This is a genomic window from Gordonia terrae (assembly GCF_051789125.1).
GTDB lineage: Bacteria > Actinomycetota > Actinomycetes > Mycobacteriales > Mycobacteriaceae > Gordonia > Gordonia terrae_A.
Genome location: NZ_CP196526.1, coordinates 4021696 through 4035737 on the forward strand (window position 1 = coordinate 4021696; position 14042 = coordinate 4035737).

A 14042-nucleotide genomic window follows, 5' to 3' on the forward strand; every position below is an offset into this window, starting at 1 on the left:
TCAGCCCACCTTTCGCTGCTCGTCGGCCGGTTGGAGTTCGCGCTTGAGGATCTTGCCGGTGGCGTTGCGCGGCAGTTCGGTGAGGAAGTGGACCTCGCGGGGGACCTTGAACCCGGCCAGCTGTTCGCGGACGTGCTGCCGGATCTGATCGGCCTGGATCTGGTGGGAATCGGCCGACGCCCGCCGGGCACGCACCACGTAGGCGTCAAGCCGCTGCCCGAACTTCTCGTCGTCCATCCCGACGACGGCGACCTCGGCAACGCCGTCCAGGCCGGCGATCACCTGCTCCACCTCGAGCGGGTACACGTTCTCGCCACCGGACACGATCATCTCGTCATCGCGACCGACGACGAAGAGGAGTCCGTTCTCGTCGAGCCGGCCGACATCGCCCGACACCATGTGACCGTCGCTGAAGGCTTTGGTGTCCGAGCTGGTGTACCCGTCGAAGCCCGAGTTGTTCGCAACCACGATGCGGCCGATCTCGCCGACCGGCAGTGGGCGGTCGTCGTCGTCGAGGATGCGGACGCTGGTGCCGGTGAGTGGACGCCCCGCGGTCTCCGGGGCGAGACGCAGGTCGCCGGGGGTCGCGGTGCTGATCAATCCGGCTTCGGTGGCGTTGTAGCTGTTGTAGACCACGTCACCGAAGCGGTCGAGGAACGCGACGAGGGCGTCGGTGCGCATCCGCGATCCGCTGGCCGTGACGAATCGCAGGCTCGGCGTCGGGTGGGCGTCGAGCACCTCGTCCGGCAGATCCATGATCCGTTCGAGCATGACCGGAACAACGGCGAGTCCGGTGGCTCCGTGGTCGCGTACCAGTTGAAGGGTGGCCTGGGGGTCGAAGCGACGACGCATCACCATCGTGCATGTCATGGTCGCGGCGATCGCAACCTGGCCGAATCCCCACGCGTGGAAGATCGGTGCCGCGATGACCGTGGATTGGCCTGCGCGCCAGGGGATGCGATCGAGCATGGCGGCGAGCGAGGCGATGTCGGTGCTACCCCCGCGGCGAGCCCCCTTCGGGGTGCCGGTGGTGCCCGAGGTGAGCAGCACGATGCGGCCCGCACGTTCCGGACGCCTAGGACGTGAACCCTTGTTCGCGGCGATCAGCGCCTCGATCGTTGCTTCCGGCTCCGAGACGCCCTCCGTCCACGCATGCAACCGACGCATTCTCGGAAGCCGTTGCGTCGCAGTCTCAATCACCGTGTCGAACTCGTCGTCGGCGATCAGGACGTCTGCTTGTTCGCGTTCCAGCACATCGGCGAGCTGAGGTCCGGCGAAGCCGGTGTTCAGCAGCACGGCATCCGCGCCCAGCCTCGACGTCGCGCACAGCGCCTCGACGAGTCCGCGATGGTTCCGGCACAGGATGGCGACCGTGCCGACGCGTTGACCGGGTAGGTCGCGGAGCCCCACAGCGAGCGCGTCACAGCGGGCGTCGAGTTCGGCCCAGGTCAGCTGACCGGCCTCGTCGACGATCGCAAGTCCGTGGGGATCCCGGGCCGCTGCCAGACCGATCCCGCTCACCGGGGACGGTCCACCATGCCGACGCAGGTTGAGTCCCATGCGGATGTAGCGGTCGACTCGCAGTGAACCGAGAAAGCCGCTTCGGACGAGGGTGCGAACGAGCCACTTCTGGGTGGTGACGCGATCGCGGAGTTGCGTGATCATCGTCGTCTCCTCGTTGGTGTGGATGGAGTTCGGGTCTGGGTCAGCCGAGTACCGGGAACCGGCGTTCGCGGGCAAGGCCGTCGAGAGCGTGCTGCATACGCTTGCGGACCATCTGGTCCACCTCGTCGTGCTCGGGGTTGTTGCCGAACTCGGCGGTGATGTCGATCGGATCGAGAACCTCGGTGACCAGCTTCGACGGCAGCGGGATGTTCGGCGGGAGGTGCGCGGTGAGACCGAATGGGAAGCCGAACGCGAACGGTGCGGTGTCGGTGCGGATCAGCTTGTCGAGACGGAGGAACTTCGCGAGGCCGTCACCGCGGTTCAGGAAGAGTTGGGTCTCCTGCCCCCCGATGGTGACGATCGGGACGATCGGCACACCGGCTTCGAGAGCGGTGCGGATGTAGCCCGTGCGCCCGTGGAAATCGATGGTCGCACTCTGGCTCGTCGGGCGGAGCGCCTCCCATTCGCCGCCCGGGAACACGATCGTCGCAGCGCCCGCCCGAAGTGCGGCGACGGCGTTCTTGGGATGGGCCGGTAGAAATCCGACCTTGCCGAAGATCTGCTTGCCCGAGCCGGTGAAGATGAGGTCGTGGGCGAGGGTGTACAGCGGCCGGTCGGCGCCGAACTCGTCGGCGAAGGCGACGCTGATGACGGGTACGTCGAATGCCATCAGGCCACCCGAGTGGTTCGACACCAGCAGCGCGCCGCCGTCGGGCACCTTGTCCATGCCCCGGACCTCGGAGCGGAAATAAGTCTTGGCCACGAGTTTCAGTACGGGAAGTATCCGCTTCACCCAGGTCTCGTCGCGGGCGGTGAGGTCGAAGGTCTCGGCGCTCATCGGTTCCATCTCCTGTGGATTGCTTGTGCGAGTCGATCGGATCACCGCGAGTGTCGGCTGTTCGAGAAAGCCGCCGACCGGCGTCGATGTCCTCCGAATCGCAGAATGAGAACACGTTCTAGTGGTTAAATTAGAACACGTTCTAATTCGAGTCGCCAGGGATCGTTACCTATCCCACAACTGACTGATCGGTAGCATATGGAGTTCATTCTCGAAGACATCTCCGAAGACGAGGTCGCTCGCCGTCGCGGCGTCTACACACCGCTCACGGACACCGTCCGCGATCTCGTCGACGCCGTGATCCGCACCGAGGTACCCGAGGAGGACCTCGAGCAGGCGAGACGCCGGATCGCCGACGTCGTCGCGGATCTGCGGAGCCGCCAGATGGACGGCCCCTTCGGGGTGCGCCACACCCGCGAGAACACCGGTATGGCCTGGGGAAACGCGGTCATCGGGGTGCGCAACGCACTGGCACCGCCGCTCGACGTCGTCCATGTCGCCGACGGCGTCCGCAGCGAGTTCACCCTCGGCGCGGCGTACGAGGGACCACCGGGCCGGGTGCACGGAGGCGTGTGCGCGATGGTTCTCGACCACGTGCTGGGTAACGCGGCGAGCACGGAAGGCCCCTGCTACACCGGCACCCTCACCGTGCGGTTTCTGCGGCCGACGCCGCTGGGGGCGCTCGTCGCGCAGGCGTGGGTGACCGAACGGGACGGACGCAAACGGATCGTGCACGGAACCCTGTCCGACGCCGACGGGGTGACCTGCGAGGCGGAGGGCGTGTTCATCGTGCCCCGCGCCGCCGTCGATGTCCCGTCGGTCCGCTGGTCGGCGGGCTGACATGCGCGCCGCCGTGACGGGCGCGTCCGGATTCGTCGTCGCCGAGGTCCCCGACCCCGCCCCCGGGCCCGGCGAACTCGTCCTGCGGGTGGCCGCCAACGGTATCTGCGGGTCCGACCTCTCGATGGCCCCGTTCCTTCCCGCCGGGACCATCATGGGTCACGAGTTCGCAGGCGAGGTCGTCGCCGTCGGTCCCGAGGACCCGGCAGTCGAACATTCCTTCCGACCGGGCGACACCGCCGCCGCGATGCCGGTGATCGGTTGCCACCGGTGTCGCGCCTGCCTGACCGGGGACATCGCGCGGTGCTCGTCGGCACGCACCCTCGGTCTGGGCGTGCTGCCCGGTGCCCTGGCCGAGTTCGTCGTCGTCGGCGCACATGAGAGCGTGCGGCTCGACGATGTCGACACCGCTGACGGCGCACTCGTCGAACCTCTCGCCGTCGGACTGCACGCGGTCACGCGGGCCGCGGTGCGCCCCGCGGATCGAGCGCTGGTCCTGGGGGCGGGTCCGGTCGGCCTCGCGGTGCTGCACTGGCTGTCGCGAGGTGTCGCGACCGAGGTCGTGTGCTCGGATCCGTCCCCGGGACGGCGTGCCGCCGCCCTCGACCTCGGGGCGTCCTCGGTGTGTACCCCCGACGACCTGGCCGGTGAGGTCGGTCCGGGTTTCGACGTGGTCTTCGAGTGTGTCGGCAAACCCGGGATGATCGCCGCCGCTCTGGATGCGGTCGCATCCGCCGGACGCATCGTGGTCGCGGGTGTCTGCCTGGGCGACGACACGTTCATGCCGGTGGCGGGCGTGGTCAAGGAGACGACGATGCATTTCGTGTCGTATTACACGAGAGACGAATTCGTCACGGCGGCAGCGGAGTTGCGCAAGGGATCGATCAGATCGTCCGCACTGGTCAGTGAGATCGTCGGTTTCGGCGATGCCGACCGGGTGTTCGCCGAGCTGTCGGCCCCCAACGACCACCGCAAGGTGTTGATCTCGCCGACCGTCACCTCCGTCGACTGAGTGGCGGTCGCATGAGCGTCCGCTCCCGGCGTACGGTCACAACGTGAACAGCGACGTTCCCGGGATACCGATCCCGTCCAGCCCCGAACCGGTCAGCCCTGAACCGGTCAGCCCTGAACCGTTCAGCACAGATGAGACGCAGCGGGTGCGCGCGATCTGGTCCGGTCTCGACCTGCCCGGCATCGTCGACGTCCACACCCACTTCATGCCACGTCCGGTCATGGACAAGGTGTGGGCCTACTTCGACGCTGTCGGTCCCCTCGTGGGCCGGGAGTGGCCGATCACCTATCGGGCGGACGAGGACGTACGGGTCGCGACTATGCGCGAGTTCGGGATTCGCGCCTATTCGTCGCTGGTGTATCCGCACAAGCCGAACATGGCCGAGTGGTTGAACGGCTGGGCCCACGACTTCGCCGCGCACCACGACGACTGCCTGCACACCGCGACCTTCTACCCGGAGGAGTCGGCGCACACCTACGTCTCGCGCGCGATCCAGGCGGGGACTCAGGTCTTCAAGTGCCACATCCAGGTCGGCGACTTCTCCCCGACCGATTCGCTGCTGGACGGCGTGTGGTCGCAGATCGCCGATTCGCAGGTACCGGTGATCATCCATTGCGGGTCCGGCCCCGCACCGGGGACGTTCACCGGACCCGAACCCATCCGTGAGCTGCTGCACCGGTTCCCGTCGCTCCCGTTGATCGTCGCGCACATGGGCATGCCCGAGTACACGGCGTTTCTCGATCTGGCCCTGGAGTATCCCAACGTCCGCCTCGACACGACGATGGCGTTCACCGATTTCGCCGAGGAGTCGGCGCCGTTTCCGGTCGACCATCTCGCGCGCCTCGCCGATGCGGGCGAGAAGGTCCTCTTCGGCAGCGACTTCCCGAACATCCCGTACGGGTACACGCATGCGCTCGAGGCGGTCGTCCGCCTCGACCTCGGTGATGACTGGCTCCGGAATGTCTTCTACCGCAACGGCGCGCGGCTGTTCGGACTCGACCGAGGATGACCGACCAGGTCTAGAGGACCTGGGACAGGAACGCCCTCAGCCGATCCGACGACGCGTCGTCGAAGATCTGATCGGGCGCACCGGTTTCCACGACGGCGCCGCGATCCATGAAGAGAACGCTGTCGGAGACGTTGCGCGCGAAACCCATCTCGTGGGTGACGACGACCATCGTCATGCCTTCGGTGGCGAGGTCGGCCATCAGTGCGAGGACACCCTTGACGAGCTCGGGATCGAGCGCGGACGTGGCCTCGTCGAAGAACATGACCTCCGGTGTCATGGCGAGCGCACGTGCGATGGCGACGCGCTGCTGCTGGCCACCCGACAGTCGTGCGGGGCGCACGTCGGCCTTGTTGGTCAGCCCAACGATCTCGAGCTGCCGCAGCGCGACCTCCCGCGCTTCGTCTTTGCTCAGCCCCTTCAGCTTTCGCGGACCGAGCGCGACGTTGTCGACCACGGTCTTGTGCGGGAAGAGGTTGAAGTGCTGGAACACCATGCCGATCCGACGGCGGAGTTCGTCCGGGTTGTCCTTCAGGACCGACCGGCCGTCGAGCAGGATGTCGCCCTGATCGGGTTCGTGTAGTCGGTTGAGTACACGCAGCAGCGTCGACTTGCCCGACCCGGAGGGGCCGATGACGGTGGTGGTCGTGCCGGCGTCGACAGCGATGTCGACGCCGCGCAAGACGTGATGCGTTCCGAAGGACAGGTGCAGGCCGGTTCCGGTGAGCGACACCGCGGACCGCGTGGTCGTCGTCCGGGGTGACCGCGAGCCAGACGGGGACGGATCAGCCGGGGACGGGTCGGACTTGTGGAGATCGGGCACGGGCCTATCCCTTCTCGACGACGGTCGCGGGCAGCGGATCGTCCGCGACGTCGGTGGGCCGACCGGTGCGGAGGCGGCGGTCGATGTAGTTGACGAGGTGTGTCAGCGGGATCGTCAGGATCAGGTACATGATGCCCGCCGCGACCAGTGGTGAGAGGTTGCCGGTCTGGGCGTTGAGGTCGCGGCCCACGGCGAACAGCTCGCGCTGACTCGCCAGCAACCCGAGGAAGTACACGAGCGAACTGTCCTTGATGAGACTGATGAACTGATTCATCAGTGCCGGCAACACGCGGCGCACACCCTGCGGCACGACCACCAGGCGCATGGACTGTCGGTAGCTGAAGCCGATCGCGCGGGACGCCTCGAGCTGCCCGTCGTCGACGCTCTGGATGCCCGACCGGAAGATCTCGCCGATGTAGGCCGCGGCCAGGAGGGCCAGGGCCACCGCGCCGAGCCAGTAAGGGTTGTTGCCGGTGATGCCCTTGACCACCGGGCCGACGCCGAGCCCGACGATCAGGATGACGACCACGGCCGGCAGACCGCGGAAGATGTCGGTGTAGACCCGCGCGGGCCACCGCAGCCAGCGCGACCGGGAGATCCCGCAGATCGCCAGGATCATGCCGAGGATGGTGCCGAGCACGCCGGACACCAGCGAGAGGATGAGGGTGTTGACCAGACCCGTCTTGATGAGCTCGGGGAAGGACTCCTTGTAGAGGTCCCAGTTGAAGAAGGTGTCGCCGAGCTGCTGAAGCGTGCTCTTGGGTGCGGTGCTCTCGGCCGGGCCGGCGTTCTCGGCGTTGGCGGCCGCGATCGCGGCGATGTCGGGGAGCTCGGGTGTGGGAGCGGCCTTGCTGCCCGGCTTCCAGCCTTCCGGCAGTTCACGCGGCACCCAGTCGGTGTAGAGCTTCGCGTACGTGCCGTCGGCGATGATGGCGTCGAGTCCGGAGTTGAGCGCGGCGGTGAGGTTCGGCTTGTTCTTGCCGACCGCCCAGGCGACGAAGTTGTTGACGCTGAAGGTGTTCTCGACGATCGCGGTGCCGTCACCCTCTCGGACAGCGCCCTCGGCCTGCTGCGACGGTGCGACCCAGGCGTCGACCTGACCGCTCTTGAGGTTGGCGTAGGCGGTGGCGTAGTCCGGGAACTTCACCGGGTCGAGTCCGAGTGTGTTGACGACGTAGTCGTCCTGGACGGTGCCCTGGACGACGGCGATGCGCGTGGACGCCGACAGATCACCGAAGCTCTTGATGGAGCCGCTGGTCGGCGCGACGAGCGAGAAGTAGCCGAAGTCGTAGCCGTTGGTGAAGTCGACCGTCTTACGGCGGTCGTCGGTGGTGGTGATCGACGACGACCCTACGTCGAAACGATTGTTCGCGACCTGCGAGAGCAGACCCGCGAACTCGGTGCCGTTGAACTCGATCTGCAGGCCCAGCTTGGCGGCGATGGCCTTGAGGAGCTCGTTGTCGAAGCCGGTGAAGTCGCCTGCACCGTTCACGCAGATGCTGGGCCCGGCGTCGGACAGCGTGCCGACCGACAGCTTTCCGGGTGCGAGCAGCTCCAGCGCGCCGACGTCGATGTCGTCGATCGGGGTCGTGGTCGGGGTGGTGTACCGATCCTCACCCCCCTGCTCGGCAGCGGCGAGATTGACCGGGGCCGCCGAGGCCGAGGCGAGGCCGGCGGGTGCGCAGCTGTCGGCAGGAGCGGCCTGCGCCCGGGGCGCCGGGCCGCCGAGAATCGTCAACAGACCGACGATGGCGGCCGTCAGAACCAGCGCGACGAATCGAACGGCACGCGGCGCGGCCGCGCGGCCGCGGAGAGAACGGTGGTTGGACACCACTCGGACCCTATCGGGCAGCCCAGGGGCCGTCCCAATTTTTTCGCTCGCCGGTGGGCCTAACCCCGGTGACCAGGCCTTTTCTCCGCGAGCTGAGATGTCGCAGTTGTGGCAGCGCGGTCGGGGTCGTCACCGGCCGGATCGTCGAGAGTTCCCGGGGCGCAGCCGGGCTCGTCGCGAATCATCCACGATTCACGAGGGAAGACATTTCGCGGTTTATGGCCGATGAATTCTCTGACGTGCTATCAATGATACAGGGAAACGAGAAATGTAACATTCATTCTTCACCGCGTTCTGAATGGCCCTAGATCACGGCCCGACGGCGTGTTTTCTTGCGCCCCGACGCTGCTGACGTGCACCGACGCCGCAGCATGCGACTCCATTTTCCGAACAGAAAGAAAGCAGGAATCCTCATGCTCTCTGCAATTTTCTATGCCATCGAAGCGTTCGACAATCTGCTCTGGGACTTCGCGGAGACGATTGTCACCGGAAGCGACGAGGCAGCGGGGTCGTAGCAGCACCCCGCAACGGGTTCAGCAGTAGGTATCGCCTGGCGACACCTACTGCTGAACGTTGTGATCGTGCGGGACCGGCGGGACGTCGCGCCGGCTCAACCCCGTGCTGCGATGCGGGCCTGGACCTCGGGCCGACGAAGTGGGGGCACCGTCTTCGGCGGCTGACGACGCTCCGGCAGCACGTCGAGAAGGGTGCGCGTCGCGGCGGTGACCGCGGTGACCGCCGCCTCGAACGCCTCGACGTTCGCCGCTGACGGGTGGCGGACCCCGCTCACCTTGCGCACGTACTGCCTTGCCGCGGCCTCGATCTCGTCCCCCGTCGCAGGCGGTTCCAGTCCACGCAGTTCGGTGATGTTGCGGCACATGACGGATCCCTTCGGTCGGATGCTGGCGAGGGTCGCCGCCGGGTCGAACTCAGGTGGGTACCTCAGTCACCGATCTTGACGACCGCTTTGCCCAGGATCCGCCCTTCGGCCAGATCGGTCAACGCCTCGGGCAGCTGATCGAGGGTGTAGGTCACATTCACCTGAGGAGACATGCCATCCGCGATCATCTGGGTCAGCTCCTCGTGCAGCGTCGCGGGGAGGTTCAGCTCCGGATGGGTGCGCACGTACTCGCCCCACGCGGCGCCGACGACCGCGATGTTGCGGAACAGGACACGGTTGAGTTTGACGGTCGGGATCCCGCCCGCCGCGAAGCCCACCACCACGTAGCGGCCGTCGGGCGCAACCTGGCGCAACGCCTCGTCGAACACCTCGCCGCCGGACGGATCGATCATCACGTCGACACCCTTGGGGAAGATCTCCTTGAGAGCGGTTCCCCAGCCCTCCTCGAGCTGCACGATCTCGTCGGCCCCCGCGCTGCGCAGCAGTTCTTCGGCACCCTTGCGGTGGACGATCGCGACGACCTTCGCGCCGAGCGCCTTGGCGACCATGATCGAGGCGGTACCGACACCACCGGCAGCGCCGAGCACTCCCACGACCTCACCCTTCTGGAGGTGGGCGCGGGTCTTCAACGCGAAAAGGGCCGTCTGGTAGTTGATGCCCATCGCCGAGCCCTGCTCGAAGCTCAGCCCCTCCGGCAGCGGGAGCAGCTGTTCGGGCGCGGCCGCGACCTGCTCGGCGAAGCCACCCACGATCGACGCGACGAGGACCTTGTCCCCGACCTTCACCGTCGACCCCTCGGGCGCCGACCGCACCACACCGGCCACCTCGGTTCCAGGGGTGAACGGTGTCGGCACGCGCAGCTGGTACTTGCCCTGGCTCATCAGCACATCGGGGAAGCACACGCCACAGGACTTGACGTCGACGACGACCTGGCCGTCGGCGGGCGTGGGGTCGGGGACCTCGGTCAACTCGAGTCCGGTGGGTCCTGTCTCTGCAGTGAGTACCTGAGCTTTCATACGGCTCACCCTACGCGGCGGCGCTCACAGACCCGATAGGATCTGGTGCCATGTCACACCCCACGGCCCAGCTGCCGAGTGCACCGTCCCCCGAACGCCTCAGAGTCGCCGAGGAGACCCCCGGCTTCATGCCACTCGACGAGGCACAGACGCTTTTCGAGATCGCCGGAGAGTATCTGTCCCAACCGGATTCGACGAAGGTCGGGGTCGAGATCGGTACCTACTGCGGCAAGTCCACGGTATTTCTGGGTTCCGCCGGCGAGGCGCACGGCGCCGTCATCGTGACCGTCGATCACCATCGTGGTTCGGAAGAGCACCAGCCCGGGTGGGAGTACCACGACGAATCTCTCGTCGATGCGCACACCGGCACGCTCGACACCTCGGCACGCTTCCGCCGCACCATGTTCGACGCCGGGCTCGACCAGACCGTGGTGGGGGTGCTGGCACCGTCGACGGTAGCGGCGAAGGTCTGGGGCAAGCCCGCCGATTTCGTGTTCATCGACGGCGGCCACAGCATGGAGGCCGCACAGAACGACCTCGACGGTTGGGCGCCGTGGGTGCGCATCGGTGGCGCCCTGCTCATCCACGACGTCTTCCCCGACCCGGCCGACGGCGGACGCCCCCCGTACGAGATCTACTGTCAGGCACTGGAAACCGGGCAGTTCACCGAGGTCAGGGTCGAGGGATCGTTGCGGGTCCTGCGCCGCGATTCGGGTGAGGTCGGCGCGCCGCTGACCCCCAAGGTCTGACGCCGGGCCGCCAGGTGCGGGCGCTAGCCCTCTGCGGCCAGCGCCCGCACCTTGCCCAGCACGTCGGGATACCGCTTGAGGTGTGCGCCGCCGTTGACGTCGAAGGCCGCGCCGGTGATCCACCGGGCCTTGTCGGAGGCGAGAAATGTGATGGCGTCGGCGATCTCGGACGTCTCTCCGCTACGACCCAGCGGCGTGTTGTCGAGGTAGTCCTCGGTCAGACCGGGGACAAAACCTATCCCCTCGGTCAGCGGCGTCATCACCAGCCCCGGTGACACCGCGTTGACCCGGACGCCACGCTCGGCGAGTTCGAGGGCGGCGACCTCGACGAGCATCAACACACCGGCTTTCGAGGCGCAGTACGCACCCATCCCCGCGCCGGGTTGCCGACCGTTGAGCGATGCGACACAGGTGATCGATCCACCGTCGACGATCCGCCGTCCGGCGTGTTTGATGACCAGGAACGTGCCGGTGAGACAGATGTCGACGGTGTGGCGCCACGCGCTCAACTCGAGCTCGGTGAGCGCGCCGGGGTCAGACAGTCCGGCGCAGTTCACCACGGTGTCGAACTCACCCAGATCGTCGAAAACCGTTGCGACAGACTCCTCGTCGGTGACATCGAGGTATACCGCGCGCACCGCGTCGCCGCGTTCGGCGGCGACCGCCGCTGCGCGTGCGGCGTCGACGTCGGCGACGACCACCTCCGCGCCCGCTGCGGTCAGCGCCTCGACGGTGGCGAGCCCGATCCCGGAAGCTCCGCCGACGACGATCGCACGGCTCATCGGTGCCCGGCCTCCGCGGCGCGGGTCTCGGCAGCCAGATGCCGTGTCAGGAAGCTGATCTCGTGTGACACGCACGGCTCGAACCACTCGTTGCCCTGAAAGACGTCGAAGTGATCGCACGGGTAGTGCCGCACCTCTGCGCGTGCCTTGAACGCCGTTTTGGAGGCAGCGTGAGGCGGTGCGACGGAATCGAAGTCAGCGATCTGGAACAGCACCGGGGCGTGAACCCGGTGCGCGTACTTGTCCGCGCGGAAGCCCCCGATCTCGAGGCCGACCGAAGCGTCGACCTCATTGCGCCATGATGGTCCGGCGATGGCCTGGTAGCTCTCCTGATAACCGGGAGCCGTCAGCGCGGCGCCGGTGTCGCCGGGCTCGCCCACGACACGCATCATCTTCGGAGCGCGACCGAGGCGTCGCGACACCGCACTGGCCACCGCTGTCGCAGTCGACTTGGCGATCGCCGCTCCGCCGTTCTGCGCGTATGCGACCCGGCCCGCGGCCGGCCCGTTCACGAAGGGGATCACGGCGATCACCGCGGCGACGTCATCTCGATCCGCGGCCACGGTCAGTGCGTGACCACCGGACTGCGAGACACCCCACAGGATGATCCGACCGGGATCGACACCCGACTGCTCCTTCGCTGCTGCGATCGCCGCGCGGTAGTCGTCGGCCTGCCGCTCCAGCGAGATCTGCTGCCGGGGTTCACCTCCCGACAATCCGAAGCCGCGGTAGTCGAATGCCAGCACCGCCAGGCCGGCATCGGCGAAGCGCTGGGCATAGGGGGCCAGACCGGAGTCCTTGGTCCCGGCGAAGCCGTGCGCCATCACGACGACGGGACGTGTGCCGTCGACCTCGAAGGGCGACGACGCCGTGCCCGGGAAGAACCAGGCGTCGCATTCGGCATCCGACGAGGAGAAGCGAACGGTGTTCGCGCCGGTCGGTGTGCTCATGCCGGGGTCCCCTTCGCTGCTCGCTGCGCTCGGACCTCGGCGAGCGCCGTGGGTGCCGCCGCGACCAGTTCGGAGGCGACGCCCGCCCAGTCGGTCGGCCCCTGCTGCTTCGCCCGGCGGAGACCCGCCGGGATCTCCTTGGTCCGCATGTTGTGTTCGTAGAGATAGTGGTCGAGCTGCTGGGTGTGCCGCGGGCGGTCGAGCATGTGGCCGGTGTAGTAGTGCATGTCGGCCTCGATCGTCTGCTTCATCTCCGGCACCGACGGCAACCGGTAGTGGCCGGTGGCATACGCGCCGATCAGGCGGGCCTGACATTCGACGAACGGGAACAGCGTCGGGACCGCCTGGGCGAAGCCGGCGAAGACGAGGTCGTCGATCCCCGGGTAGAACATCCGCTTGTAGAGGTCGATGCGATTGTCGGGGGCGCTGATGAACTCGGGGTCGAAGAACGGGAACGTGATGTTGTATCCCGTTGCATAGATGATGATGTCGAAATCATCGGAGGTGCCGTCGTCGAAGTGGACCGTCGAGCCGTCGAACCGGTTGATGTTGGGTTTGGGGATGACGTCACCGGAGCCGAGGCGGAGCGGCAATTCGACGGACTGCGTCGGATGGGCCTCGAAGAACTTGTGATTGGGCGTCGGTAGTCCGTAATCCTCGGGGCGTCCTGCCGTCACCGGCTGCATGACCTGTACGAACTTCCGCTGCCACGACGTGGGCAGGTACGGCGTCGACCGGTAGTACTTGTCGGCCGGCTTGCCGCCGAAGTACTTCGGGACGATCCATGCACCCGACCGCGTGGACAGTGTCAACTTGTTGTCCAGCGCCTTCGACGACAACTCCACGGCGATGTCGGCCGCGCTGTTGCCGAGTCCGACGACCAGGATGCGCTTGCCCATGAAGTCATGTGGGGTGCGCGGGTCGATGTAGTGGTGGGCGTGCATCTGGATGCCGTCGAACTCGCCCGGGAAGTCCGGCCACCGGGGGTCCCAGTGGTGCCCGTTGGCGACGACGAGCAGATCGAACCGACGCCGCTCGCCGTGTTGGGTCTGCAACTCCCAGCCGCCGCCGTCGAGTCGGGTCGCGTGCTCGATCCCGTTGGTGAACTCAATCGACGAGTAGAGGTCGAAGGCCTCCGCGTACGAGTCGAGGTAGGCCTTCACCTGGGTGTGGTGCGGGAAGTCCGGATACTCGTCGGGCATCGGGAAGTCCCGGAACGACAGCTGGTGCTTGGAGGTGTCGATGTGCAACGAGCGGTACGCACTGCTGTGCCCGTTGGGGTTGCCGAACGCCCAGTTGCCGCCCACCCGGTCGGAACTCTCGAAACATGTGTACGGAACGCCGTAGTCGGTGAGCATCTTGCCTGCGGTCAGGCCGCTGATGCCGGCCCCGATGATCGCGGTGGTTGGTAAAGGCACACTGCCCCCTCGTCGGACACGTCGTGGTTCGGTCGGTTGTTCGGCCATGTGCGTTCTCGGCCGTGCGTGTAGACACAATCCCATTTGTGTCTACACGATGGGACGTATCGTGTACACAGAATCCGCGAACTGTCTATGAGGTCGTCGTCCGTTCGCCGGAAGCCCGACGAGTACCCAACAGTGCGCGCAGACCGTGACCGCAGGAGTGTCC

The 14042-nt window shown here is 66.9% G+C and carries 13 protein-coding genes; 4 read left to right on the forward strand and 9 right to left on the reverse strand.

The window, feature by feature from the left end:
* Together ACSUZC_RS18135 and ACSUZC_RS18140 are read right to left on the reverse strand one after the other, a co-directional pair.
* Positions 1–1665, reverse strand: a complete 1665-nt coding sequence (locus ACSUZC_RS18135) for an AMP-binding protein (protein ID WP_439029860.1) — start codon at positions 1663–1665, stop codon at positions 1–3.
* A 40-nt stretch (positions 1666–1705) separates the two neighbouring features.
* Positions 1706–2503 carry a 1-acyl-sn-glycerol-3-phosphate acyltransferase gene (locus tag ACSUZC_RS18140; protein WP_238421392.1) on the reverse strand — a complete coding sequence of 266 codons (798 nt, stop codon included), beginning with the start codon at positions 2501–2503 and terminating at the stop codon, positions 1706–1708.
* Between the two features lie 198 nt (positions 2504–2701).
* Here ACSUZC_RS18140 and ACSUZC_RS18145 point away from each other — a divergent pair, with 198 nt between their 5' ends.
* The 3 genes from ACSUZC_RS18145 to ACSUZC_RS18155 all read left to right on the forward strand — a co-directional run bounded on the left by ACSUZC_RS18145 (position 2702) and on the right by ACSUZC_RS18155 (position 5364).
* Positions 2702–3343 carry a PaaI family thioesterase gene (locus ACSUZC_RS18145; RefSeq protein WP_439029861.1) on the forward strand — a complete coding sequence of 214 codons (642 nt, stop codon included), beginning with the start codon at positions 2702–2704 and terminating at the stop codon, positions 3341–3343.
* Between the two features lies 1 nt (position 3344).
* The gene (locus ACSUZC_RS18150; RefSeq protein WP_439029862.1) at positions 3345–4355 is read left to right on the forward strand and encodes an alcohol dehydrogenase catalytic domain-containing protein; all 1011 of its coding nucleotides are present in this window, start codon (positions 3345–3347) and stop codon (positions 4353–4355) included.
* Positions 4356–4425: 70 nt separating this feature from the next.
* Positions 4426–5364 carry an amidohydrolase family protein gene (locus tag ACSUZC_RS18155; RefSeq protein ID WP_439033171.1) on the forward strand — a complete coding sequence of 313 codons (939 nt, stop codon included), beginning with the start codon at positions 4426–4428 and terminating at the stop codon, positions 5362–5364.
* Between the two features lie 10 nt (positions 5365–5374).
* On the opposite strand, the gene ACSUZC_RS18160 is transcribed toward ACSUZC_RS18155, so the two are convergent.
* The 4 genes from ACSUZC_RS18160 to ACSUZC_RS18175 form a co-directional block, all read right to left on the reverse strand.
* Complete coding sequence (locus ACSUZC_RS18160; RefSeq protein WP_439033172.1) at positions 5375–6094, reverse strand: amino acid ABC transporter ATP-binding protein; 720 nt, start codon at positions 6092–6094, stop codon at positions 5375–5377.
* Between the two features lie 94 nt (positions 6095–6188).
* Positions 6189–8015 (reverse strand): ABC transporter substrate-binding protein/permease, encoded by a 1827-nt coding sequence (locus ACSUZC_RS18165; RefSeq protein ID WP_439029863.1) that lies wholly within the window; start codon positions 8013–8015, stop codon positions 6189–6191.
* Between the two features lie 610 nt (positions 8016–8625).
* Positions 8626–8895, reverse strand: coding sequence for a DUF2277 domain-containing protein (locus ACSUZC_RS18170; RefSeq protein ID WP_064570998.1), 270 nt, complete (start codon positions 8893–8895; stop codon positions 8626–8628).
* Between the two features lie 62 nt (positions 8896–8957).
* Positions 8958–9932, reverse strand: a complete 975-nt coding sequence (locus ACSUZC_RS18175) for an NADPH:quinone oxidoreductase family protein (protein ID WP_439029864.1) — start codon at positions 9930–9932, stop codon at positions 8958–8960.
* Positions 9933–9982: 50 nt separating this feature from the next.
* On the opposite strand from ACSUZC_RS18175, the gene ACSUZC_RS18180 reads away from it, so the two are divergent.
* Entirely contained in the window at positions 9983–10681 is a 699-nt protein-coding gene (locus ACSUZC_RS18180) for a class I SAM-dependent methyltransferase (RefSeq protein WP_439029865.1), read from the forward strand.
* A gap of 23 nt (positions 10682–10704) precedes the next feature.
* On the opposite strand, the gene ACSUZC_RS18185 is transcribed toward ACSUZC_RS18180, so the two are convergent.
* The 3 genes from ACSUZC_RS18185 to ACSUZC_RS18195 are packed head-to-tail and all read right to left on the reverse strand — an operon-like array spanning position 10705 to position 13831.
* Complete coding sequence (locus ACSUZC_RS18185; RefSeq protein ID WP_439029866.1) at positions 10705–11463, reverse strand: SDR family NAD(P)-dependent oxidoreductase; 759 nt, start codon at positions 11461–11463, stop codon at positions 10705–10707.
* Positions 11460–12413, reverse strand: coding sequence for an alpha/beta hydrolase (locus ACSUZC_RS18190; RefSeq protein ID WP_439029867.1), 954 nt, complete (start codon positions 12411–12413; stop codon positions 11460–11462). The genes ACSUZC_RS18185 and ACSUZC_RS18190 overlap by 4 nt, the downstream gene beginning before the upstream one ends.
* Positions 12410–13831: a flavin-containing monooxygenase gene (locus ACSUZC_RS18195; protein ID WP_439029868.1), complete on the reverse strand. Its 1422-nt coding sequence runs from the start codon at positions 13829–13831 to the stop codon at positions 12410–12412. Before ACSUZC_RS18195 ends, ACSUZC_RS18190 begins: the two co-directional genes overlap by 4 nt.
* Positions 13832–14042: the final 211 nt, after the last annotated feature.

Coding starts and splice junctions, on each gene's coding strand:
- ACSUZC_RS18135 (WP_439029860.1), bottom strand. CDS start 1,665: ATGATCACGCAACTCCGCGATCGCGTCACCACCCAGAAGTGGCTCGTT.
- ACSUZC_RS18140 (WP_238421392.1), bottom strand. CDS start 2,503: ATGAGCGCCGAGACCTTCGACCTCACCGCCCGCGACGAGACCTGGGTG.
- ACSUZC_RS18145 (WP_439029861.1), top strand. CDS start 2,702: ATGGAGTTCATTCTCGAAGACATCTCCGAAGACGAGGTCGCTCGCCGT.
- ACSUZC_RS18150 (WP_439029862.1), top strand. CDS start 3,345: ATGCGCGCCGCCGTGACGGGCGCGTCCGGATTCGTCGTCGCCGAGGTC.
- ACSUZC_RS18170 (WP_064570998.1), bottom strand. CDS start 8,895: ATGTGCCGCAACATCACCGAACTGCGTGGACTGGAACCGCCTGCGACG.
- ACSUZC_RS18175 (WP_439029864.1), bottom strand. CDS start 9,932: ATGAAAGCTCAGGTACTCACTGCAGAGACAGGACCCACCGGACTCGAG.
- ACSUZC_RS18180 (WP_439029865.1), top strand. CDS start 9,983: ATGTCACACCCCACGGCCCAGCTGCCGAGTGCACCGTCCCCCGAACGC.
- ACSUZC_RS18185 (WP_439029866.1), bottom strand. CDS start 11,463: ATGAGCCGTGCGATCGTCGTCGGCGGAGCTTCCGGGATCGGGCTCGCC.
- ACSUZC_RS18190 (WP_439029867.1), bottom strand. CDS start 12,413: ATGAGCACACCGACCGGCGCGAACACCGTTCGCTTCTCCTCGTCGGAT.